The organism is Colwellia ponticola (genome assembly GCF_005885605.1).
Classification (GTDB): Bacteria; Pseudomonadota; Gammaproteobacteria; order Enterobacterales; family Alteromonadaceae; genus Colwellia; species Colwellia ponticola.
Map to the genome: position 1 here is coordinate 40466 of NZ_SZVP01000010.1, position 22505 is coordinate 62970.

At 39.6% G+C, this 22505-nt stretch carries 16 protein-coding genes; 5 read left to right on the plus strand and 11 right to left on the minus strand.

The features are described from left to right. Positions 1 to 29: 29 nt before the first annotated feature. A complete protein-coding gene (locus tag FCS21_RS10995; protein WP_138623323.1) occupies positions 30 to 509 on the minus strand; it encodes a YchJ family protein in 480 nt (159 codons plus the stop codon). Positions 510 to 670: 161 nt separating this feature from the next. On the opposite strand from FCS21_RS10995, the gene FCS21_RS11000 reads away from it, so the two are divergent. Then, positions 671 to 3154 (plus strand): S9 family peptidase, encoded by a 2484-nt coding sequence (locus FCS21_RS11000; RefSeq protein ID WP_138623325.1) that lies wholly within the window; start codon positions 671 to 673, stop codon positions 3152 to 3154. Between the two features lie 421 nt (positions 3155 to 3575). Here the strand turns inward: FCS21_RS11000 and FCS21_RS11005 are convergent, their stop codons facing one another. The 8 genes from FCS21_RS11005 to FCS21_RS11040 all read right to left on the minus strand — a co-directional run bounded on the left by FCS21_RS11005 (position 3576) and on the right by FCS21_RS11040 (position 12678). After that, positions 3576 to 4289, minus strand: coding sequence for a DUF3379 family protein (locus tag FCS21_RS11005; protein ID WP_138623327.1), 714 nt, complete (start codon positions 4287 to 4289; stop codon positions 3576 to 3578). Then, the gene (locus FCS21_RS11010; protein ID WP_138623329.1) at positions 4282 to 4797 is read right to left on the minus strand and encodes a sigma-70 family RNA polymerase sigma factor; all 516 of its coding nucleotides are present in this window, start codon (positions 4795 to 4797) and stop codon (positions 4282 to 4284) included. Before FCS21_RS11010 ends, FCS21_RS11005 begins: the two co-directional genes overlap by 8 nt. 133 nt (positions 4798 to 4930) lie before the next feature. Next, positions 4931 to 6745, minus strand: a complete 1815-nt coding sequence (locus FCS21_RS11015) for a BatD family protein (protein ID WP_246047188.1) — start codon at positions 6743 to 6745, stop codon at positions 4931 to 4933. Positions 6746 to 6756: 11 nt separating this feature from the next. Next, positions 6757 to 8796, minus strand: a complete 2040-nt coding sequence (locus FCS21_RS11020; RefSeq protein ID WP_138623331.1) for a vWA domain-containing protein — start codon at positions 8794 to 8796, stop codon at positions 6757 to 6759. Between the two features lies 1 nt (position 8797). Further along, a complete protein-coding gene (locus FCS21_RS11025; protein WP_138623333.1) occupies positions 8798 to 9862 on the minus strand; it encodes a vWA domain-containing protein in 1065 nt (354 codons plus the stop codon). Further along, a complete protein-coding gene (locus tag FCS21_RS11030) occupies positions 9859 to 10515 on the minus strand; it encodes a DUF4381 domain-containing protein (protein ID WP_138623335.1) in 657 nt (218 codons plus the stop codon). Before FCS21_RS11030 ends, FCS21_RS11025 begins: the two co-directional genes overlap by 4 nt. Next, positions 10515 to 11618, minus strand: a complete 1104-nt coding sequence (locus FCS21_RS11035; RefSeq protein ID WP_138623337.1) for a DUF58 domain-containing protein — start codon at positions 11616 to 11618, stop codon at positions 10515 to 10517. Before FCS21_RS11035 ends, FCS21_RS11030 begins: the two co-directional genes overlap by 1 nt. 16 nt (positions 11619 to 11634) lie before the next feature. Beyond that, the gene (locus FCS21_RS11040; RefSeq protein ID WP_138623339.1) at positions 11635 to 12678 is read right to left on the minus strand and encodes an AAA family ATPase; all 1044 of its coding nucleotides are present in this window, start codon (positions 12676 to 12678) and stop codon (positions 11635 to 11637) included. Between the two features lie 384 nt (positions 12679 to 13062). Here FCS21_RS11040 and fadI point away from each other — a divergent pair, with 384 nt between their 5' ends. Continuing rightward, positions 13063 to 14370 (plus strand): acetyl-CoA C-acyltransferase FadI, encoded by a 1308-nt coding sequence (gene fadI, locus FCS21_RS11045; protein WP_138623340.1) that lies wholly within the window; start codon positions 13063 to 13065, stop codon positions 14368 to 14370. 125 nt (positions 14371 to 14495) lie between these two features. Further along, positions 14496 to 16730, plus strand: coding sequence for a fatty acid oxidation complex subunit alpha FadJ (gene fadJ / locus FCS21_RS11050; RefSeq protein ID WP_138623428.1), 2235 nt, complete (start codon positions 14496 to 14498; stop codon positions 16728 to 16730). 166 nt (positions 16731 to 16896) lie between these two features. Here fadJ and FCS21_RS11055 read toward each other — a convergent pair whose 3' ends face one another. Then, positions 16897 to 19722 carry an insulinase family protein gene (locus FCS21_RS11055; protein WP_138623342.1) on the minus strand — a complete coding sequence of 942 codons (2826 nt, stop codon included), beginning with the start codon at positions 19720 to 19722 and terminating at the stop codon, positions 16897 to 16899. A gap of 209 nt (positions 19723 to 19931) precedes the next feature. Between FCS21_RS11055 and sixA the strand changes: the two genes are divergently transcribed. Further along, positions 19932 to 20477: a phosphohistidine phosphatase SixA gene (gene sixA / locus FCS21_RS11060; RefSeq protein WP_138623344.1), complete on the plus strand. Its 546-nt coding sequence runs from the start codon at positions 19932 to 19934 to the stop codon at positions 20475 to 20477. On the opposite strand, the gene smrB is transcribed toward sixA, so the two are convergent. After that, complete coding sequence (gene smrB, locus FCS21_RS11065) at positions 20474 to 21142, minus strand: endonuclease SmrB (protein ID WP_138623346.1); 669 nt, start codon at positions 21140 to 21142, stop codon at positions 20474 to 20476. The genes sixA and smrB overlap by 4 nt on opposite strands. Before the next feature lie 297 nt (positions 21143 to 21439). Here smrB and prmB point away from each other — a divergent pair, with 297 nt between their 5' ends. After that, positions 21440 to 22384, plus strand: a complete 945-nt coding sequence (gene prmB / locus FCS21_RS11070; protein WP_138623348.1) for a 50S ribosomal protein L3 N(5)-glutamine methyltransferase — start codon at positions 21440 to 21442, stop codon at positions 22382 to 22384. Positions 22385 to 22505: the final 121 nt, after the last annotated feature.

The window sequence follows — 22505 nt, forward strand, 5'->3', positions numbered from 1 at the left end:
TCACTACTATATCTCATCACTGTCTCATTTTATTTAGCGCAGCAATGTTTAAACTTTTTACCTTGCTTAGCAGACCAAGCCGTTGGGTAACGGTTACAAGGGCAAAGCTCACTTCGTTTAACTATGCCAATTTCTTCATTGACGATAATGTCGCCATCAATATAGCGCCATTGACCTTGCTCAAGGTTAAAGTTTGACTTTTCTCGCAGTTCACACAAGATATTATTCATTAAGTAGTAAGCTGAAAAATCGACAGTGTTGGTCGTTGCTTGATGTATTTTTAATGCTAGCCATGAGCACTCATCCGCCCAGGATTGAATATCACTAACCGACTGTTGTAACTGTGCTGCGCCGCCGTATGTCTCAAAAATATAGCGTGCTTGTTTAGTGGCATAAGCGCTAAAGCGTGAGCGCATTAATTGCTCAGGCGTGCCGGGAAGCTGTTGTTTTGTAATATAAGGTTGACAACAACGATTAAATAACTGGGTTGAACCGCAAGGGCAAAGCATAACAATGTGTCCGATAGTGATATTATATGGGCCAATGATAAAACAGATAATTAACGAGGCTATTTTTTTAAAAGGTACTAATCACTATTTTAACGAAATCACTCACTAAACGCACTTAACATAAGCATTTAACATAAGCATTCAACACAAGAGCCTATTTTATGAAAATACCACTTATTGCCGCAGCACTTAGTTTATCACTCGCTGCTTGTAGTACGACTCAATTTACTGAGCAAGCCAACACAATCGTACCTGATAAAGTGCTAGGTGCCGTGGCTAATAATGCGCAATCAACTGACATTATAACGCTAGAGCAAATAATGGCCGATCCCGATTGGTTTGGGCGTTCGCCAGAGTCTTGGTATTGGGGTGCTGATAGTAACACGATTTATTATCAGCAAAAGCAATTGGGTAACCCACTACGTGATTTATATTCTCTGGAGTTATCTAATCACAATAAAGTAGCACCTGTTGCTTTATCCATTAAGCATAAAGTCGCCGATAAAAATGGTCAGTTAAATCAAGCAAAAACCCATAAAGTATATACCTTTAATGGTGATGTGTTTGTCAAAACACTGGTCAGTAATACCGTTAAGCAGCTTACCTTTACCTCACACAATGAAGAGAATGCCATTTTTTTAACTAATGGTGATGTAGCGTATCAGGTCGCTAATGTTTTTTATGCCCACAACCTACAAACAGGTCAAATTAAAGAATTGGCCAGTTTACATATGTCAGCAAAACCTGCTGGCGTTAGCGCACCGACAAGTTACTTAGCCAAAGAGCAACATAAGTTAATTAACTACATTGCGTTACAGCACAAAAATAGTCAATTAAAACAAACTCAGCGTGAACAATTGGCGACAGAAAATCAGGCGATAAACGACAGTAAATTTTATTTTGGTAAAGATAATAAAGTAGCACAGGCGAGCTTATCTCCAGCGGGTGATAAGTTATTAGTCAGCATAGCAAGCGCAGAGTCTAGCCGTGATAAAACTGATATTATGCCTAATTACATCACAAAAGATGGCGTGATTGGCGCTGAAAAAGTACGTGCTCGCGTTGCTAATAACAGACAATATAAAGAGCAGTTATTTATACTTGATTTGGTCAAAGGCACTCAACAAGCGTTAAGCTATAAAAACCTACCAGGCTTTGATGACGATGTCTTAGCGAACGTTAAAGCAGAAAACTTTGCTCGTGAGGGCAAAAAATACACGTCAGTTAAAAAAGCGCGTAATATTCATATCATGCAAATGTATAACCCAATTAAGTGGAGTGATGATGGTAAGCACCTAGCGTTAATGCTAGAAGCGTGGGATAACAAAACGCGCTGGTTAACGACGGTTGATTTTGCCAATAACAAACTACTGACTCAACATAAGTTACATGATGATGCTTGGATAAACTGGCGCTTTAATGAGTTTGGTTGGTTAGCCGCGAACGCTAACACCACCGCTAGCCTTTATTATTTATCGGAAGAGTCCGGTTACTCGCATTTATACTACAAAGCGTTAAACGCCAAAGCGATTAAACTTACCTCGGGTAAATTTGAAGTGAGCAGTGTTACGCCAATGCAAGATAATCAACGTTTTATTTTCAAAGCTAATAAAAAGCATCCTGGTATTTATGAAATATACCAAGTTGATTTAGCAAAAAACATCACGCCATTAACAGATTTAGGCGGGAAAAACGATTATCAACTAAGCCCTGATGAAGCAAAACTATTAATTGAGCATTCTACTGTTACCATGCCGCCAGAGCTTTATGTACAAGACTTACCTTCAGGTGATTTAAAGAATAATATTGATGCAGTAACAAGAATTACTCATACGGTATCAGAGCAGTTTTTAGCGATGCCTTGGACTGCGCCTAATGTGATTGCTATTGCCTCAAGTAAGCAAAAAGATCCTATTTATTCTAAAGTATATTTACCTAAAAACTTTGATAAAACAGCCACTAAAAATCGCGCGGTTATGTTTACTCATGGTGCGGGTTACTTACAAAACGCTCACTTAGGTTGGTCAGGCTATTTTCGTGAATTTATGTTCAACTCACTGTTAGTACAGCAAGGTTATGTGGTCATTGATATGGATTATCGAGCATCGGCAGGTTATGGGCGTGACTGGCGCACTGCTATTTATCGCCACATGGGCAAACCTGAAGTAGAGGATATGCGTGATGGTGTGCAATGGTTGGTTGAAAATGCCAATGTTGATGCTAAGCGTGTTGGTACTTATGGCGGCTCTTACGGTGGTTTTTTAACGTTAATGTCAATGTTTACCGACCCTGATTTATTCGCGGCCGGTTCAGCGATACGTTTGGTGTCTGATTGGGCTTATTATAATCATGGTTATACGTCAAATATCTTAAATACCCCTGCAGATGATGCCATCGCCTATGAGCGTAGCTCTCCTATTTATTTTGCCCAAGGCCTTAATAAGCCGTTATTAATTAATGCGCCTATGGTTGATGATAATGTCTTTTTTGAAGATACTGTCCGCTTAGTACAGCGTTTAATTGAGCTTGAAAAACAAAATTTTGAAACGGCTATTTATCCGGTAGAGCCTCATGGCTTTGTACAGCCTAGCTCTTGGTTAGATGAATATCGCCGTATTTATAAGCTATTTGATAATAACTTATAAAGTTAGCCGGTAGTTATACCAATCTGCATAAGAAAGTGATCTCTTAGCCAGAATTTAAAGGCTTAGAGGCAAGGCATTGATTGTAGGCAAGGGTTGTTCCCTTGTCAAAATCAATAACGATGCATATAAGCCTTTAAAAATGGCCCTTTGGGAATGCATGGACACCATGATAACGTCATAAAATTTACTTGATGTAGGGTAACTATATCGGCATAAATTTTATTTGTTCTACTGTCGTCCATGCCATTCTAAGTGAACACTTCTTTATGCAGAATGGTATTACTCATTTAATTACCTATAAAAAAGCCCTGATGTCACTGTTAATAATGTGCTATCAGGGCTTTTTTAGTGTTTAAAGAAACTTAACGCTTGTTCTCATATAAAACGAATTCAAGTGAAGTTGGTATAAAAGTGAGTTAAGTTAAATAGACCAAGAAACTGTTTTATTAATATGTTGTTGCCATTGAGCTAGCGATTCATTTTTATCGGCAACAACAATAATATTACTGTTAGTAAACTCAATTGAGCTGCCAAAAAGCTGTTGGTCATTAAAAGCAGTAGTAAACGCCAATTGTTCATTTTTAGGTACAACAAAAATAGTTACTGGGCTAGTTTTGCCTTGATAGACCAAATGCAGGCTTTTTAAACCACCAAATCGACAATAATCAGCAAATAAGAGCTTACCTAACGACTCACTAAAATTGCCATCAAAAGCTGTCATTTTTTGATTTAATGACGCCAAGGTTACTGTATTGCTGTCATTGTTAGTAAACTTATCTTGCTCATGATAAACATGGGCTAGGGCATAATCACCTAAATTGTTGTAAGCACTAGAAAACTGCATAAAGTTAACAAGTAACGCAGCGACAATAGCGACAGAAGCTGCTAACGCTAAATACACACGCGTTTTGCGCTTTTGCACTTGGTGGTTTGCTAAAGTTTGGCGTAAAATCAGCTTATCACATAAATGATCAGGTACAGGCACTTGTAAGGCTTGTTTAATTTTTTCATCTAATTGATTCATCTCTTGAGCAAATTGCTTTTTACTTGCATCTTTTTGCTGCGCTAAGGTTACCTCAGCATCTTGATTATTAGGATCGGCATATATAGCGCGTCTAAATTGCAAATCATCCATTGTACATACCTCGTTTTACTGGCTCTGCTTCTAAGGCTTCTTTAAGTTGATTTCTTGCTCTAAATAAGCGCGTCATTACAGTATTCTTATTGAGATCTAATATAGTGGCAATATCTTCACCGCTAAAACCACCTAATACTTGTAAAATCAACGGTTCAGAATATTCAGGGGGAAGCTGTGTTATTTTATTTCTTAACCACTGATTTTCAATTTCTTGCTCTGTGGTTACTGAACTCGTATCGATTATCGTTGCTTCTTCATAGTCACTCATCTCAAAACGTTTACGCTCAAAACGTCGAGCATTCTCTCGCCTTAAAATAGTAATTAACCATGACTTAGCTGCTTTTTCATCTTTTAATGAGTCAAGCGCTCGCCAAGCACGCAAAAAGGTTTCTTGTACTAGGTCTTCAGCCACTTGTTTGTCGTGCGTTAACCAATAGGCATAGCGATATAAATCACCATGTAGTGCCCTGACTAACGCCTCATATCTAACTTGTTTTGTCATCATAGGTTTATAGACCCTAGCATAGGGTAATTAATTTCAACGGAAGAAGAATAATCGCTTAAATAAGCTTATTGCTAAGCAATGCTAGTAGTGTTGAGAGTTCAGCACTACTAGCATTTACGCGTAAGCATTAACCCTATGGGTTCAATGATAACGGTGAAGTACTTACTGGCTTATGTTGTTGCTTATGCACTGTTTGAATTGCATTTAATAAGGTCATTCCTTGCCATGACGAAGCCTTATCAGTGGCGTCTTTTCCATAAAGGTGTTGCTGTAAATCATTAACCGCCTGTTTAAAACTTTGCTCTTGGATAATATCTTGAGCTTGAGCAATCGTAGTTATTTCGACGCCTGGTTGCTCATTCCCTAATAATTGCTTTAACCAAGGTAATAGTAAACTTAATGCTTGCTCGGCATTATTTTTTTTACAAGCGGCTAATAACGTTAAATAATTTTTACCGGTATCACTGACGCTATTCGTATGATTTAACGGCTGTTTATTTTTTTTATCTTGATTGCTTTTCCTATAAAAATATTGGGTAACCCATGCCAAACTCGTTAATAACCATAAACTAAGAAATAACCATTGCAGTCGCTTATCTTCAGGAGCTGCTGCCGGTGTTTTAGTCATTAAGTGTTCAGTATCACTCACCGTTTGTTGAGAGGTATTCGCTTGATAGGTATTAGCAAGGTTACTTGGCGAATCACTAGGTAAATGATTAGGTAAGCCACTCGCCATGGTCGTGGCGGCAGCTTTAACCGTTATCGTTTTTGCTGGCAGGGTCGCTTTTTCTATTTTATTGGTAATAGTATTAAACCAAGTAATGGTCATCGCTGGTAAAACAAACTCGCCAGCACTACTGGGGACTAGGGCAAAGTTTTGTACTTTTTGACTAACTAAACGACCATTACGTAGACTTGCGTGTAGCTCAGCTTGATCAGGGTAAATTTTTAATCCTGGGCTGCTGTGCATATTAAGTGCTGGTAACTGTGATTTTGACAGGCCTGCAGCCGTTAGGGTGATGGTACGAGTAATTGGCTCGCCCACCTTAAATTGCTCATCATCGGCTTGCCATTCTTGATGTAGGGTTAGTATATCGGTAGGTAACCATTGGCTATTATTTGGATAATTTGCTGGTATAGGTAACACCTTGATAGCAAGCTCATCACCAACAATACTTACTGGTTTAGTTTGAGCAAAGCTTAAAAAATTTGCGCGACGTGGAGAGCCTTGTAGTACCTCACCTGAAAATAAGGGGGCTGATAAGGTAAATTCGCCACTTTGCTCTGGTGTTATGGCATAAGTTTGTTCAATAACACGATAGCGCCTACCGTTAATAATATTATCAGACTGTTTATCTTGACCTACCTTTTCAATGGCAGCACCGGTTAAGCTTGGCTCAGTTAAGCTTCCCGCTTTCAGTTCAATAGCAAAGTGTAGCTTGATCGTTAAGGTTAATAATTGTTGTACATAGACTTCATTACTGGAAAGTTCACTGGTGATAAAAATATCTGTTTGGCTGTTATTTTGCTCTTTCGCCGCGACAACCGTTAGCGCTATTGGCGCACTTTGCTGGTTTTCAATGGTCAGTGCGGGGATCATAAGCTCGCCAGTATTACGTGCAATTAATACTATTTTCCATGTGGTTAGTCGACTGGTTTTAAAATTAACCATACTGGTTTGTGAGCTAACAGAGGTTTGACCAACAATAAAGTCACTAAGTAATGGACTGGTATCTAACGCATTGCGATTAACATCATCATCAGCAGTAACGGTTAATAGTATTGACTCATTAATCATCGCAGGGTTTTTATCAATGATGGCGGTCACTTGTGATAAAGCATAGGCATTATTGCTTGAGAACAAAGTAGCGATAATAAGCAGCGTGAGCATGACCATTGGTAGCATCATCGAAACCACGGTTTTTGGCGATTTACTCATTATCGTCATTAAAAATTTTCTTACCACTTTTTGGTTACTCCTTGGGGCGCGCCTTCATGTTGGCGTTTTTGATATTCGAGGCGCATTTTGTTGCGTAATAGTAAATAAGGATCGTCAGTGACTTTATTTAACAGCTGTTGGTGTTTCTGCTCTGTTTCTTGCGCTTTGTTATCAAGGGCTTGTTGCGCTAGCGATTTCTCATCGTTAGGCTGCTGCTCATCATCCGTTGCTTGTGCTTGTTGCTTAGCTTGTTCAGACTGCTCTTCTTGCTGCTTTTCTGTATTATTTTGCTCAGCGTTATCGGTTTTTGATTCTGTTTTGGGGTCGGCTTGAGCAGCGTCTTGCCCTTGTTTATCACTCTCTTGATTTTGTTGTGTTGGTTCTTGATTGTCTTTGGGTGATTGTTGACCGTCTTGTTGCTCTTGCTGACCCTCTTGTGGTTGTTCTTCAGAGTTTTGTTGTTGCTGTGCTTGTTGTTTTTTTAGCGCTTCTAGCTTCTCTAAATTATCTTTAGCATCGGTTAAGTTAGCATCTTTGGCTAAGGCTTTTTTATAAGCATCAATGGCTTCATCAAGTTGTTGCAATTGTGCCAAGGCATTGCCTTGGTTATAAAGCGCTTGTGCACTATCACTTTGCTTAAATGCTTGTAATGCTTGCTGATAATCGCCCGCTTTATAGTGAGCACTGCCTTGCCATTGGCTGTCTTCAAATTGCTGCGCTGCTTGTTGATAGTCTTGTTGTTGAAAATGTTGTTGTGCTTGCTGATCTGAGGTTTGCCATAAATCTTGCCACAATTGACCGGCACTGTTTGTTAAGGGGTCAGTTACCGATTTAGCTAGCGATTCACTAGCTGCTGCCTCGCTGGCATAACTCGTTGGGCTTATGCTGGTTAAGCTTAACAATAAGCTCAGTGGCATCAGCCAAGTGATGGCGAGGATAGCAGAGCCACGACGAAAATAAGTTAATAGCAAAGGCAATATAATAATAAGTAGCCAGGGTCCTTGCTCTTGATATTGATCGCCTTGCATTAGTTGTGGTGCGTTGGGCTGATCTTTTGATGACACATCGATTTTGTCATTAAGGTTGTCGGTTAAGTTAGCAGTTAAGTGGGCGGTTAGTGCCTTAATATCGCTGTCATTATTAGTCATGGTCCGATAAACGCCGCGGCTACGCTGAGCAATCGCCGATAGTCTACTTTCGGGTAATTTAGGGATAACAATAGCACCACTGTTATCTTTTAGTAACTTGCCGCTACTTAGTGTAATCGGTGCACCTGCTTTACTGCCAATACCTAAAATATTGACCTGATGGCGATTAGCATTTGCCCACTGATAAATATCCGACATTTCTTCAGTATCAATATCGTCGGTAAACCAATAAATATCACCGCTGACATGGCCGGCATTTTTTAGCGTTTTATCGGCTAAAGTCAATGCAGCTAAAGCATTAGCGCCATAACTAGGCATAATATCGGGCGACAATGAAGGTAACAGCAATTCAATGTTTTTACTATCTTGCGTTAATGGGCTAATAATAAAAGCATCACCAGCATAAGCGATTAAACCGACATCACCTTCATTAATTTGCTTGAGCAGATCAATAGCTTTATAGCGCGCACGGGTTAATCTATTAGGTTTTACATCGGTAGCAAACATGGAATAAGACATATCCATAATCACCACCGCACCGCGCTCTAGTTGATAAACCGGTTGTGGCAATTTTTGCCAAGCAGGACCTGCGAGCGCTAAAATAGTACAAGTGCCTATAATAAGCGGCTTTAACCCATAACGCTTTTGCGAACTTGGTGAGGATGCGTGCGCGGTTTTATTTTGTGAGTTTTCTACTAGCGCGATAGCTAAATGAGCAGGTAAAAAACGCTGCCAAGGTGATTGGTAATAGCGCATTTTTTTTAATAACAATAGCATTAAGAATAAGCCCAAAAAAGCTAAGAGCCACCAAGGTCGAATAAAGTGGAAATTAGTGCTTATATTACTGCCCAGTTGGTTTAAATCGAACAGTTGGCTTAGCTCGGTTAATAAGCTTGTTGGTTGTGCAGACATGCTATTTACCTCCCATAGCATTGCGCTTACTTTTACTCGTTTTGTTTTTAACGGTATTATTTACAGTCGTTATGGGCTGAGCAGGTAATAAAAAACTAAAATGTAAGCTGAGTAAATAGCCAAAACAAAGCAGTGCGGCAAAACCAAGTGGCCAATAGTATAAAGCACTTAGCGGGCGCATTTGTTGTTGCTCTTGCTCAATAGGTTCAAGTTTATCTAATAAATTGTAAATTTCATTCATACCTTGGCTGTCGCGAGCACGAAAGTATTGGCCACCTGTTTTCTCGGCAATAGCGGTTAAACTTTGCTCGTCTAAGTCACTCGATGGGTTAATACGTTGCGTGCCCCACATTGATTGCTGCAACATAACGTCAGCACCAATACCTACGGTATAAATAGTAATACCTTTAGCAACGGCTAGCTCTACTGCTTGCTCAGGGGTGATTTTACCGGCAGTATTTTGACCGTCAGTTAACAATAACAGTACCTTGTTAGATTCTTTTTTGGCATTAAAACGCTTAACTGCTAGACCAATAGCATCACCAATCGCGGTTTTTCTACCGACAAGGTTTAGCTCACTCTCATCTAACATTTGCTTAACTGTTTTTCTATCAAAGGTCATCGGGGTTTGCATGTAGGCATCATCAGCAAATAAAATTAACCCCAGACGGTCGCTAACACGACGCTCGATAAAGTCACCTAAAACGACTTTGAGCATTTGTAGGCGGTTAACATTACGGCCATTAAGGCTCATGTCTTCTATTTCCATACTGCCCGATAGATCAACAGCAATCATCATTTCACGACCTTCGCTGGGAATATCTATTGCTTCACCAAGCCATTGCGGTCGACTAATCGCTATAATCACTAACAACCAAGAGACAGATAAAATTACTAATGGCGTTTTGCGTTTTTGTTGATCGCTCACCGTATTACTCGCTACCTTAATCAGTACGGGCATGATCAGTGCACTTTGCTCAGTAGCGTTTTTTTTAACGGGTAAAAAATAGATAATAAGTGGAACAGGTAATAAGACAAATAACCATGGCCAAGCAAAACTTATCATGCGCTTAGCTCCTTTTCTTTTTCAAAGGTGATAGATTGTTCAACAGGGATAGTGTGATTACTGCCTCGCGATTTTTTAATCGGTAACGCATGGTTTAGCCAAAGCTTAGTGGCTTGATAACAATCACTATCCATTGTTGTTAAAACGAAACTTGCAGCTGCTTCTTCTACTGTAGCGTCTGCCAATAAGCCATGCCCTGCTTGATATTGTTGTTCAAATGCTTGGGTAATTAACCGGGTAAAATTTTCTTGATATTGTTCGGGTAATTTTTTCACTAAAAAATCTTGAAAATGCACACCATATAACTTGGCTAATTGTTGGCGATTACCATACTGCATAGCGGCCCATTTTAGTAAACTAATACATTGTGTAGCGCTTAAAGCAGGGTTATTTTTTAATAGGGTTAAGGCTTTTTTCTTGCTGCTATTTAGACGTTTGTTTTTCTTAAACCACCGATAAAAACACACAGCGCTGATAATAATAACGGTTAATAATAACCACCAACCAGGCGCGACAGGGTAATGACTTATTGGCTCGGGTAGGTGAATATCGTGTAACGATAGTGCTTCTGCTTGGCTAGCGACATTTTGCGCTGATAGCGTTTGGCTCGGTATGTTTTGTATAGCTGTTATTGGCGGATTTGCTATAGCCATTACAAAGAAACTCCATTGTATTTTAACTGTTGCTCTAGGCTTTCCCCAGCGCTAAAGTGAATCACTCGGGCACCGGTTGATTGTAGCAATAATTGCATTTGCTCAGCTTGTGCAGATGCTTGCTGTTGATATTGCTTTGCCGTGCGTTTATCACCTAGGGTTAGTTGCTGCCTGTTGCGACCGTCGGTAATAGTGACGGCTAATTTTAGTGGGCTGTCAGGGAGTTTTTGCTCGAGAGGATCATTAATTAAACACACCACTAATTCACAATGCTGACTAATTTGGCTTAGGTGCTTTAGCGTGAGTGTATTAGTGTTGTTATCGCGCAGCGCATAGCCATCGGTGATCAAGTAAACTAATGAACCTGGTTTAGCAAGGTGTCGTAAGCGGGCGCAGTGTTGTTCAAAGTGTTGAACCGTTAACTTGTGTTGAGCGATGTTTTGCGAAGCTAAGCCGTCTTCAGTTAACTCTTCAGTTAACTCTTCAGTTAACTCTTCAGTTATGGCTTGTTCTTTTAAAGACGCTGATTGTTGTTGATTACTTAAGGTGGTTAACGCGTGTAAATAATGCAGCACTCCGGCTTTGCGGCTGCGCGGCTTTACTTCAATATGTTGCTTATCACAAAACACCAAACCGCCAATACGATCACCACGACTTTTGCCATGCCAAGCGACAAGCGCAGCTAAATGGGCGGCTTGTACTGATTTAAAAAGTAGTGTTGTACCAAAACGCATATTTTCACTTAAATCGGTAGCAACCAGTACCGGTCTTTCTATTTCTTCACGAAAAAGCTTGGTGTGAGTAGTTCCAGTGCGCGCAGTAACACGCCAGTCAATAGCGCGTACGTCGTCACCACTTTGGTAATGACGTACTTCATCAAACTCCATACCACGACCTTTACTGCGCGATAAGTAGTTACCAGATTGCTTACCTCGAATATTTTTTTTAGCCGCTAAATCGATTAAGCGACTTTTACTCTGATACTGCAATAGCTCTGGCATAGATACATCAATACCATTGCTATGTAAGCTTGCTAGTAAGGAGGGAATAACCTCTTTATTAACGTTATTCGTAGAGGACTTTTTAAGACGATTAAACCACATAATTAATAGCTACCAACTAAGCAACAGCCACCAGGCTTAAAATATGATCAAGCACTTGATTAGCGCTAATACCTTCAGCTTCTGCTTGGTAACTGAGTAAAATCCGGTGTCTAAGCACATTATGTAAAACCGCTTGAATATCTTCAGGACTAACAAAGTCGCGGTTATGTAACCAAGCCCGGGCTCGTGAACATCGGTCTAACGCAATAGTGGCACGCGGACTTGCACCATAGGCAAGCCAAGTCGCTAGCTTAGCATCATATTTTTCAGGTTGGCGAGTAGCCATAATCAAGTCAACAATATAGTTTTCCAATGATGGTGCCATATGAATGTTAAGGACTTGTTCACGAGCAGAAAAAATTTCACTTTGCCTTAACGTACGTAAGGTATTATTTTTTGTTGCCGCTTTATCTTCAGCAGCTTTGTTGTCAGTAGCGTCACTTTCTTTGAGCTCGTTTACACCTTCAGTCGTATTTTTAGCGTTTGAACTTAAGGCTTCTCCACGGTTTAGCTTTAATATTGCTAACTCATTTTCTGCATCTGGGTAGCCAATTTCAATGTGCATTAAGAAGCGGTCTAATTGTGCTTCAGGTAGCGGGTAAGTACCTTCTTGTTCAATAGGGTTTTGTGTTGCCATTACTAAGAATAACTTAGGTAAGTCATAGGTTTTACGACCTACCGTTATTTGTCCCTCGGCCATGGCTTCTAATAACGCTGACTGCACTTTAGCGGGTGCACGGTTAATTTCATCAGCCAGCACTAAGTTTTGAAAAAGCGGCCCTGGTTGAAAGACAAAACTGCCATCTTCTGGTCGATAAATATCGGTGCCGGTTAAGTCGGCAGGTAATAAATCAGGGGTAAATTGTATACGATGAAAGTCAGCTTCTAAGCCTTGCGCTAAAGCATTGACGGCACGGGTTTTTGCTAAGCCTGGTGGCCCTTCAACAATGAGGTGGCCATTAGCGAGTAGGGCAATAAGCAAATTTTCAACTAACGCTTCTTGACCGATAATTTGTGAAGATAAGTGTTGTTTTAACGTAGAAAAGTGTTCAATAGCCATAGTATCAATTCTTTTTATATTGCGGTTGTTAGATGAAATTTCAAGTAAACGCCTTGCACTGCGAATTTGTCACTATCAATATAGATTAAATGCCGTATATTGGCAGTACATTGATAATCGTTAAGTCCGTGTTAACAGCGTTAACTTTATATAAGGCTTACCTAAAAGAAAACAAGTCAATAGTAACAAAGTTTTAATCGATATTTGTAGTGATAAAATGTAACGACGTTTTTATCTCAGGTAATGATTGAATTTTTTCAAAAGTAAGTTAGAATCGAGATAACCTCAAGAGGTCTGACCTCTTAATTTTGTATCATAATATCGGATCATTAGCTGTTTTTTAGTAAGTGATATCGTTATGAACCTAGCGTGTGGGAGTAATAAATGACAATGAAAAGACTAACAACATCAACCGGTGAGCGAATAGCAATTGTTGCTGGCTTGCGAACTCCGTTTGCAAAACAAGCCACTGCTTTTCATGGTGTCCCAGCGGTTGACTTGGGTAAAATCGTTGTAAATGAATTATTACAAAAACACGATATTGATCCAGCGATAATTGATCAACTGGTTTTTGGTCAAGTAGTACAAATGCCAGAAGCGCCAAACATTGCCCGTGAAATCGTTTTAGGCACAGGCATGAAAACAAGTACTGACGCTTATAGTGTGTCACGCGCTTGTGCAACGAGTTTTCAATCAACGGTCAATGTTGCTGAGTCTATTATGGCGGGTCATGTTGATGTAGGTATTGCTGGTGGTGCAGACTCTTCGTCTGTAGCGCCTATTGGGGTGTCTAAAAAGCTAGCACGCACCTTAGTTGATTTAACCAAAGCAAGAAGTTTTGGTCAAAAATTGTCATTACTTAGTCGTCTTGGTTTAAAAGATTTATTACCCGTTTCTCCTGCCGTTGCTGAATACTCTACCGGTATTTCGATGGGACAAACGGCAGAACAAATGGCGAAAACTTATCATATATCACGTCAAGATCAAGATGCGTTAGCCCATAGATCACACACCTTAGCGACTAAAAGTTGGCAAGAAGGTAAATTAGCCGGTGAAGTGATGAGCGTTCATGCCGAACCTTATAAAAGCTTTATTGATAAAGATAATTGTATTCGAGAAAACTCAGTATTAGACAGTTACGGTAAATTAAAACCGGTATTTGATCGCAAACACGGCACAGTGACCGCCGCGACAAGTACGCCATTAACCGATGGTGGCGCTGCTATTTTATTAATGCGTGAAGGCCGAGCTAAAGAGTTAGGCTACAAACCGTTAGGCTATATTCGCAGTTTTGGTTTTGCTGCCATTGATGTATGGCAAGATATGTTAATGGGTCCCAGTTATGCAACGCCAATTGCTTTGCAACGTGCTGGTATGAACTTAGCAGATTTAGACTTAATTGAAATGCATGAAGCCTTTGCCGCGCAAGCGCTAGCGAATATGAAAATGTTTGCAAGTCGAAAGTTTGCCCAAGAGCACCTAGGTCGTGATCAAGCCATTGGTGATATTGATATGGATAAATTTAATGTCATGGGTGGCTCGCTAGCTTATGGTCATCCTTTTGCAGCAACCGGCGCTAGACTTATTACTCAAACCCTTAATGAATTAAATCGCCGTGGCGGTGGTATTGGTTTAACAACCGCTTGTGCTGCTGGTGGCTTAGGCGCAGCAATGATTGTGGAGACAGATTAATGACTGACAAAATAAATGTAAATACTACTCATGATGAGACGCTTAACGCTAATCCCGATGTTGATGTTAAAGAAAGTACAGTCGAAAAAAGCACAACAGAGCAAGTAACGAGTGAAGCTAAAGACATGAGTAATGTTGAAGTTAATGAGGCTATTGAAACTGATAAAGCAGCTACAGTAGCACCAACAGACAGTGCTTTTACCTTAGTTCGTCATGATAACGGCATCGCGCATTTAGTCATCGATGTCATTGGCGAAAGTGTTAACACCTTAAAAACTGAATTTGCTGAGCAGATAAATGTGGTGTTGGCTGATATTAAAGCCGATAAAAGCATTACTGGTATTGTGCTTTGTAGTGGTAAGCAAGATTCTTTTGTTGCTGGTGCTGACATCAATATGCTTGATGCCTGTCAAAGTCGTGAAGAAGTTATTGCCTTATCTCGACAAGGACAACGTATATTTTCTTTACTAGAGCGACTACCTATCCCTATTGTTGCCGCTATCGACGGTACTTGTTTAGGTGGTGGTTTAGAGCTTGCTATGGCTTGTCATGCACGGGTTTGTACTGACAATGAAAAAACAGCACTAGGCTTGCCTGAAGTTCAATTGGGCTTACTGCCTGGCAGTGGTGGTACGCAACGTTTACCTAAGTTAGTTGGCTTGCAAAAAGCGTTAGATATGATGCTAACCGGTAAACAGTTACGCGCTAAACAAGCATTAAAAGCAGGCTTAGTTGATGATGTCGTCCCTAGTAGTATTTTACTCGATGTGGCAGAAAAATTAGCAATATCGCTAAGTCAACGAGGCAAGCGTGTTGTTAAACGTAAGCAAAGCGCTATGGATAAGCTGTTAGAAAATAACAGTGTTGGTCGTAATATTGTTTATCAACAAGCGCAAAAGTCGGTTTTTGCTAAAACCCAAGGCAATTACCCAGCGCCTGGTAAAATTATTGACTGTATTCGAACCGGTATCGAGTTTTCACCAGAAAATGGCTACAAATTAGAAGCAGAGCATTTTGCTGATTTAGTCATGAGTGATGAGTCAGCGCAAATTCGTCAGTTGTTTTTTGCCACAACGGCCATGAAAAAAGAGCAGGGCGTTGCCGGTGTTATGCCAGAAAAAATCATTAAAGCCGGCGTATTAGGTGGTGGTTTAATGGGCGGTGGAATTGCTTTTGTCACGGCGACGAAAGCCAATATTCCAGTGCGCGTTAAAGATATTAGTCACCAAGGTATTAGCCAAGCGTTAAAATATAGTTATCAAATACTCAATAAAAAAGTTAAGCGTCGTTTTATACTTAATAGTGAAATGCAAAAACAATTAGCAATGATCACGGGCAGTGTTGAATATACTGGTTTTAAAGCCCTTGATATTGTTGTAGAAGCTGTTTTTGAAGACTTGAGTTTGAAACAAAAAATGGTTGCAGAAGTAGAGGCGCATGGTCACGAGAACACTATTTTTGCCAGTAATACCTCAAGCTTACCTATTGGGAAAATTGCCGCTAACGCCAAGCGTCCTGAAAATGTTATTGGGCTACATTATTTTTCACCGGTTGATAAAATGCCGTTAGTAGAAATAATCCCTCATGAAAAAACCTCTGATCAAACCATCTCTAATACCGTTGCGTTTGCTAAAAAACAGGGTAAAACACCTATTGTTGTTAAAGATAAAGCCGGCTTTTATGTTAACCGTATTTTAGCGCCTTACATGAATGAAGCAGCTATATTACTACTTGATGGCGAGCCTATTGATAAAATAGATAAAGCGTTAGTCAAATTTGGCTTTCCGGTAGGCCCAATGCAACTGCTTGATGAGGTTGGTATTGATGTTGGTGCTAAAATAAGCCCTATTTTACAAGCAGAGCTAGGTGAGCGTTTTGCTGCTCCTCCTGCGTTTGATAAGTTACTTGCTGATGGCCGTTTAGGTAAAAAAGCCAACAAAGGTTTTTATCAATACCAGAAAAATAGTCTGACTCAAACGTTTAAAAATGGTTTAAAGGGCATTAAGCCGGGACAGAAACAAGTAGATGATACTGTCTATAGCTTGTTAAATGTTAAACCAATGGCAAGTTTATCAGCCAATGAAATTAGCAAGCGTTGTATTTATATGATGCTAAATGAAGCCGCGCGCTGTGTTGATGAAGGCATTGTCAGAAGTGCAAGGGATGGTGATGTTGGTGCAATCTTTGGTATTGGCTTTCCGCCGTTTTTAGGTGGACCGTTGCGTTATATTGATAAAATTGGTGCTAAGTCAGTGGTTGCACAATTAAGTCAGTGGGCTGAGCAACACGGTGAACGTTATACTCCATGTGCAGCCTTAGTGACTATGGCTGAGAATGATGAAATGTATTATCCAAAGTAATAGTCAAAGTCATAGCCAAAGCTAACGGCTTAAAGTAATAGCAAAACTATTAGCCAAACAAAGAGTAAATGTTTTATTAGGCTTAGGTTGTTGAAATAAAGGCTGTTGAGAATTTTTGAACCTCGGTTCATTTAGGCTCAACGGCCTTTTTATTGCCTACATATTACTATTTAAGCGCACTTGCTTTAATAAAAGCGTCAATATCAGTGATCATCTCGCCGCTCGGTTGTTGTGAGCGATTTAGCGTATTATTTTCAGCATACAAAATAAATCGATCTGGCTGACTCGCGCTAACTAACTGAGTAGTGATAAAGGTTTTAACTTGCGTTAGGGTCAAACGTAGGAGTGCAGCCAGTAAACGCTCTTTTTGATTAAAACGCTCATCTTTATTACAAATAGCGGCCCAAAAACGTTGGTTTTTAATACGCAAGTTGTGATCTTTTTCTTGTAATTGGTTGGCCAAACCGTGCAATAAATGTTGCCACTGCTCAGGAGACATATTATCAAGGACGGCAGGGCTATCGCTGATAAAGTCGTCCATTGCTTGTGCTAAGGTAAAGGCATCACTGCTAGGTGATTGTATATAAAAAGCGATGCCGGGGTAGCTATTAATAGGTACATAACCGACACCAACTAAGTATCCATATTGTCTTTCTGTGCGCATTTGCTGAAAAAATAGCGGCGATAATAGTTGGCTAGTGATCATCGCTAGGGCGACGCAATGAGCATCTTTGTGCTCAAAAGCCCGGTAAATAACACAGGTATGATCCTGCTCGCCTAAGTTTACTGGTAATAAGCAGGTAGCTTTACCTACTATATTGGTTACTGGACATTGAATGCTGTGTTTACTATCAAGGTTACTTAGAAAAGCTTGTTCGATAATCGCTGACAATTGTTGAGCATGTTCCAATAACCAATTACCATGAATCAACACAGTTAGTGTTACTTGTTGAAAAAGTTGTTTAGTAAAGTGCTGGTACTGGCTAAAGCTTATTTGATTCAACGCTTGCGCTAATGCTTTGCTCGTTGGGTTATTAGGCTGCATAACCGTGCTTAAGGTGGCAAATAATTGTGAAATAGGCTTGTTTTTATCGCTATTTTGCCAATGCTTAAGCAACTGCTGTTTGAAGACGGTAAAATGAGCTTGAGTGACTTGAATGTTTTTTAACCGCGTTAATAACTTAGCTAATAATAAATGTTGCTTTTCACTATAACCTGACAGTTGCAAGGTTATGCCGCCTTGGTGCGCATATAAATGATAATGAATGCCCGCTAATTCTGCTTGGTAATTTTCTTCAATGACAGTATCGGTATATAAATTCACAAATAAACGCGTCATGGCGATGTTAGCGACACTACTAACAATAAAAGGTGAGTCAATACCTATAGATAAATGACCTTTAGGTACATTAAAAGTACGATCTTTTTTATACCAAACGACGAAACCATTTTTATTGATAATTTTTTGAGGTGTCGCGGTATCGCTTGTTGTTAACTCAAGTGACGGTTCATGTTTATAAACCTTTGGTGAAGTAACGATATAAGGGTTTGGCTCAGGTAGAGACAAGCCACGGGTATGTGTCTTATCGTTCAGCGCAGTTTTATCATGTAGTGCAATGCTTCGCCACTTAAGCAGTTGTTGCTTTGACATAGCGGTTACTTGATAAGGCACTTGATACCAGGGACTCTTTTTAGAAAAATGATTATTTTGGCTAATATGAATGAGACGCATATTATCGACCTGTAAGTAGTCGAGCAAGGTGTTGATATTATCTGTCGACATGCCTGACATACTATAATCGCCATAAATATAATCTTCTTGAGGGTAATGCTGCATATTGATCACTAATTGGCTAACATTCTCTAATGGCTGCATTTTTTCGTGATAATGAAAGGCGAGTTGACTAAGGCTTTTCTTTTCTTGGTAATAATAATCGGCAAGCTTATTATGTTTTAGCAGGGCAATATAGGCTAAAACAATGTCGATTATACTATTGATATGCTGTTCACCTAACTGAGTTAAAGTAATACAGACATTAAAATCTTTATAATTTGAGCCATTAATACCTGAACCAGCGGTGAGGGCAAAAGCCCATTGATGCTTTTTCAGTAGCGATAAAATACTGCCTTTGCCTTCATGACCTAATAAATAGGCCAAGATAGACTCTGGTTTATCTTGATAATATTTATCGATACCAGGCATAGCAAAACTGATAATCAGTTGATGATCATTTTTAATAGGAAAAACATCGATTTTTATTTGTTGATGACGAGGTAAATATAAAGCTTGCTCAATTTTAGCTAGTGGCTTAGTCGCCGGTTTTATTGTAGTAAAAAAGTGTGTTGCTATATGGTGCAGTTCATCTAATGATTGCGGCCCCTCAAGCACTAAGGTCATGTAGTTGGCGCGATAGTACTGTTGAAAAAAAGCTTGTATTTCTAGGTTTATATTTTTTCCATCACGATCGGCTAAGGTAGTGATATTACCGACTGAAAATTGCGCAAAAGGGTGCTTAGGGTTAACGGTACTCTTGTGAACATCATATAAACGTCTACTATCATCTTTTAACGTTAATATAAATTCCGCATCGATATTTTCACGCTCTTTAATAGCAGACTCATTAGTGAGTAACGGAGTCATAAAAAACTCACTAAAGCGCTCTAACGCAGACGAAAAGTGTGTCGCGGCAATATCAAAGAAAAAGCAACTATGTTCAGTACCAGTCCACGCATTGTGGTGACCGCCATGTTGGCTAATAAATTGTTGATATTCACTACTTCCGGGAAATTTTTCTGTCCCCAAAAATAACATGTGCTCTACAAAGTGCGCTAAACCTTGTCTGTCTTTAGGATCGTTAAAGTGCCCTGCATTAACGGCTAAAGCAGCGGCAGACTTTGTGCTTTCATTATTGTGAATGAGTAATACCCGCAAGCCATTTTTTAGCGTAGTTGCTTGATACTGTTTTAAATCATTAGGACTTTGTTTCAACATTAAGGCTCCTTGACGTACATCACAATAGTATAGGTAGTTGCAGAAGTTAACCGAGAAATAACCCGTATTATCAATAAGCGTTCATTGCGACTACTCTTGGTATTACTATAGCTGCAAAAATAACGTAGACTCAACACTTTAGCTAAAGTGTTGTAAAAAGCTAAAAATAAGAGACAAAAGTAATTAATAAATCGTCGATGAGAGAATTAATGCAAGTTTATATAATGCGACATGGTGAAGCTGAAAGCTTTTTTGGCCAAGGTCATTTTGATGACAGCCAACGAGCCTTAACCGCACAAGGTAACATTGAAGTTAACATGATGGCAAAGTGGCTGGAAAAAATGCAGATAAAACCGACGCAGGTTTTTGTTAGCCCTTATATTAGAGCGCAACAAACCTGTGCCTTAGTCACGACTATGATGCAGACAACCATTACGACGCTAGATTTTATTACGCCGGCAGGTGATGTAAAACAGGTGCATGATTTTATTGATGGTTGGTGTAGTGAACAGTGCAGTAAGCAGAACACTAAGCAAGCCCAGCAAAGTATATATCAAGCAGTAAATATAGAGGATGTAGAACAAAGTTTACTGATAATCTCTCATATGCCGCTAGTGAGTTACTTAGTAGCACAATTAACGCAATCAGCTAATGCTCCTATTTTTGCGACGGCGGCTATTGCACACATTGACTATGATATCGATAAAATGCATGGCACGTTACAGCGTCTTATGTCACCAATAGCGTTATGTTAATAGCTATTATATTTATCTTTTAATTCGATTAATGCCAAGATGGCACCATTGCCACCCCATTCTAAGGGAGCTTGGTGAAAGGCCATCACATCGGGATGTTGTACCAACCAATGCGGTACCTTGTTTTTTAAAATATGTGAGCCTATGCCATGAACCACACAGATACATTGTGCGTGTTCTTTTTGGCAAGCAAACAGTAAAGCAGCAAGCTCTTTCTTAGCTTGGTGTTGATCTAAACCATGTAAATCAAGAATGAGATCTGGTCGATAATGGCCGCGGCGGAGGTTTTTCACTTCAAAACTGTCAACCCCCGCTCTAATATACTTCATTGGGCCCTGTGTACTTAAATGCGGCTCAAATTCATCAGAAAAATGAAATTGCGCGACCGCTTTATTTGCCTTGTTATACGCTTGGTCATTTTTTAAGGAAGTGTTAGACTTATCGCCATTTTTAATTAAGCGAACTGTGTCGACAATCATGGGCTTAACGTGACTAACAGCCTCGGCAAAAAGTTGCTTTTCATCAGGTTTTACTTGATCAACTAATGTCGCGTTAACTTGCTTGGCAAGGCTTTGTTGCTGTTTAATTTTAGCGTTTGTTGCAATATTGGCGCGCACTTGCGCTTTTATTGCAGAAAGTTCGGACTTTAAGGATTTATTGCTCATTAGCTTAAGACATTATTTAGCGACATAGTTTTATCAAGGCAGTGTAAAACATTTTTAGTACCAACACATAATTATTAATGTTGTTAAATCATCTAGTGCCAAGCAATAGTGAACAGTACACAAGCGCTTTTGACTATGCTAACCAAACGCAGGTCTTAAAAAAGCACAGTAAAATAGAAAACGGTATAATAATCATAATGTCAGTAGCGAAACATATAGCGCACCACATTAAATCGTACAACATAAAATTCAGATAACAATAAATACTATCTATCAAGAGTAAATTAGGGAAATTAAGTGAGCAATACCAATTTTAACGAAATTACCGCGCAGTTACACACCATCGCTGATTATTGTCGCTATGGTGCCAGTTTATTTAATCAAGCTGAACTCTTTTATGGTCATGGCACTGATAATGCGTTAAATGAAGCGCTTACGCTGGTCATGTTTGCACTCTCTTTACCCGAAGGCATGAGTGAAGATGTCATGACTTGTCGTTTAGTTGAGCACGAAAAGCAAACTATTTTAGCGATGTTTGAGCAACGCATTGAAACGCAACAACCAGTAGCTTATATTACTAATCTTGCTTATTTCGCTCAATTGCCTTTTTACGTTGATGAGCGTGTCTTAGTGCCTCGCTCACCGATTGGTGAATTGATTGAAAAACATTTCTCACCGTACTTTAGTGAACAGCAACCACCACAACGTATTTTAGATTTGTGCACCGGCAGTGGTTGTATTGCTATTGCTTGTGCAAGTTATTTTCCTAATGCTGAAGTTGACGCGGTTGACTTATCTGACGACGCCTTAGATGTTGCGGTAATAAATATTGAAAATCATGGATTAAGTGAACAAGTTATTCCAATTAAATCTGATGTTTTTTCTGGGGTTGTCGCGCAAAAGTATGATTTAATTGTTACGAATCCACCCTATGTTGATCAAGAAGATATTAACAGCTTGCCGATGGAGTTTACTCATGAACCTGAAATGGGCTTAGGCTGCGGTGAAGACGGTTTAGATATTGTTCGCGTCATTTTGGCTCAGAGCGCTCAGCACCTTAATGATAATGGCATACTCATTTGTGAAGTGGGTAACTCTCAGTATCACGTTGAAGCACTTTACCCGAACGTTGACTTTACTTGGTTAAGCTTTGAACGTGGTGGTCATGGCGTATTTATGTTAAATAAAGCACAATTAGAACACCATAAAACAACATTTTTAGCGGCAGTTAAACCGCTGTAATCTAAATACAATATCAATAAAACATTAAAATTAGCAGCTATCTATATCAACAGTTTTACCATAACAGTGAAAAGTTGGCACAAAAAAGCTAGTACACATAACCAGTAACAACAGTTATTAA